Origin of the sequence: Pseudomonas sp. VI4.1, assembly GCF_002029345.1 — a bacterium.
In the GTDB taxonomy this organism is placed as follows: Bacteria; Pseudomonadota; Gammaproteobacteria; order Pseudomonadales; family Pseudomonadaceae; genus Aquipseudomonas.
This window is the reverse complement of sequence record NZ_MULM01000014.1, coordinates 1-2,117: the sequence shown is the minus strand read 5'-3', so window position 1 is coordinate 2,117 and position 2,117 is coordinate 1. Positions and strand designations below refer to the sequence as shown.

Below are 2,117 nucleotides of genomic sequence, written 5' to 3'. Positions count from 1 at the left end.
CGGCGAAGGCGTCCATCCGGCCAGCGCATGGCTTGAGGCCGCCTTCGCCGGCAAGCCGGCTCCTACAGGGGGTGTTTGACGGGAATAAGGGATGTACACACTTGAAGATTTGCTGCACCTGATGAACCGCCTGCGCGACCCGCAGTTCGGCTGCCCGTGGGACATCAAACAAACCTACGCCACCATCGTCCCGCACACCCTTGAGGAAGCCTACGAAGTCGCCGACGCCATCGAGCGCGGTGATTTCGATCACTTGCAGGGTGAATTGGGGGATCTGTTGTTCCAGGTGGTCTACTACAGCCAACTGGCCCGGGAAGAAGGGCGCTTCGAATTCGCGGGGGTGGTCGACAGCATCACCCGCAAGTTGATCCGCCGCCATCCTCATGTGTTCCCCACCGGCGATCTGTACGCGCCGCTGGATGTTCCGCGACTGAGTGAAGAACAGGTCAAGCAGCGCTGGGAAGAGATCAAGGCTGAAGAGCGGGCGGAGAAATCTTCGGCGCCCGAACAGCTGTCCTTGCTCGACGACGTGCCCGCGGCACTGCCGGCATTGTCCCGTTCGGCGAAGTTGCAGAAACGCGCAGGGCAGGTCGGTTTCGACTGGCCGGACGCTTTGCCGGTGCTCGACAAAGTGCGCGAAGAGCTCGATGAAGTGCTGGAAGCCATGGCCGACAATGACTCGGCAGCGATTGCCGATGAGGTCGGTGATCTGCTGTTTTCCGTGGTCAATCTGGCGCGTCATCTCAAGGTCGACCCGGAAACTGCCTTGCGAGGTGCCAACAGCAAATTCGAAAGACGCTTCCGATTTATCGAACAGGCATTGCGCGACACCCACCGTCCCATGGAAGATTGCACCCTCGAAGAGTTGGACGCCTTGTGGGGCGAAGCCAAACGTCAGGAAAAGAATATGCCCAGCTGCGGTTGAGCAGTTGCCTAAGTGAGAAATAAGCACCATGAGCATTTCCCTTCGCGACCAGTTGCTCAAAGCAGGGCTGGTCAATCAGAAGCAGGCCAAGCAGGTCGGCAAAGAAAAACAGAAGCAGCAACGCCTGGTCCACAAAGGCCAGATCGAACTGGATGACTCGCAGCAGCGGGCAGCTCAGGAAGCCATGGCCGAGAAGGTCAAGCGCGACCAGGAGCTGAACCGTCAGCAACAGGAGAAGGCCGAGGCCAAAGCCCGCGCCGCCCAGGTCAAACAATTGATCGAAGTCTCGCGTCTGCCGAAGCTGACCACCGAGGATTACTACAACTTCGTTGACGACAAGAAGGTCAAGCGTCTCTCCGTCAATACGCTGATGCGCAACAAGCTCAGCAACGGTTCGCTGGCGATCGTGCACCATGCCGGCGGCTACGAAGTGATCCCGCGCGAGGCGGCCCTGAAGATTCAGGAGCGCGATCCGCAACGTATCGTGCAGTTGAATGTGCAGACCGCAGAAGCGGCCGCCGAGGACGATCCGTACGCGGCCTTCCAGATCCCGGACGATCTGATGTGGTAAGGCGTCAAAGGCTGTAACAACGACAAACTCCGCTGATGCGGTAATGCCGTTCTGTAGGAGCAAGCTTGCTCGCGATGGACGATAACGATAACGCGTGTTTACTGATTAAACGCGGCGCTCTTGAGACCTTCGCGAGCAAGCTCGCTCCTACAATTGCTTATGCGGATAGCCGTTCGCGTTGCTGCTCCAGTATTTCGAGTTCTGCCTTGTAATTATGGGCGTCAGTCTCGGAATGAAACATCCCCACCAGCATGTCTTGTTGATGTACATCCCAGATCCGGATACCGGCGGCTACGCCTTCATGGGATTTATGTGAATCGTCGCGTTCAGTTACTTTTACAGTCATCTGCTAGCTCCAATCTCTGTTATCTGCAGCAAGGCGTGTGCAGGCCTTTGTTATATATTTTGGTAGCTTGCTAAGTAAACGACTAAGTCCGGCAACTGATTTTTGCAGAATCGGCAAAAGTCCTGCAGCCCGCCAAACACGCGGCATTTGGTCGCAGGGCGTTAAGTTTCATGACAAAAGCTTCATGTTCGCGACGACAAAACGGCGAATTGAAACCGGTACCTGTAGGCGCCAGGCTTGCCGGCGAAGGCGTTCTTTGGGTACGCCTTCGCCGG

Annotated in this window: 3 protein-coding genes; 2 read left to right on the top strand and 1 reads right to left on the bottom strand. The window is 57.0% G+C overall.

The genetic code is table 11. The features are described 5' to 3' along the window. The first annotated feature begins 91 nt into the window (after window positions 1–91). Complete coding sequence (mazG, locus tag BZ163_RS00120) at window positions 92–925, top strand: nucleoside triphosphate pyrophosphohydrolase (protein WP_128869326.1); 834 nt, start codon at window positions 92–94, stop codon at window positions 923–925. A 28-nt stretch (window positions 926–953) separates the two neighbouring features. After that, a complete protein-coding gene (locus tag BZ163_RS00115) occupies window positions 954–1,496 on the top strand; it encodes a DUF2058 domain-containing protein (RefSeq protein WP_128869325.1) in 543 nt (180 codons plus the stop codon). Between the two features lie 157 nt (window positions 1,497–1,653). Here the strand turns inward: BZ163_RS00115 and BZ163_RS00110 are convergent, their stop codons facing one another. Next, on the bottom strand, window positions 1,654–1,842 hold the full coding sequence (locus tag BZ163_RS00110) for a hypothetical protein (protein WP_128869324.1): 189 nt from the start codon (window positions 1,840–1,842) through the stop codon (window positions 1,654–1,656). Window positions 1,843–2,117: the final 275 nt, after the last annotated feature.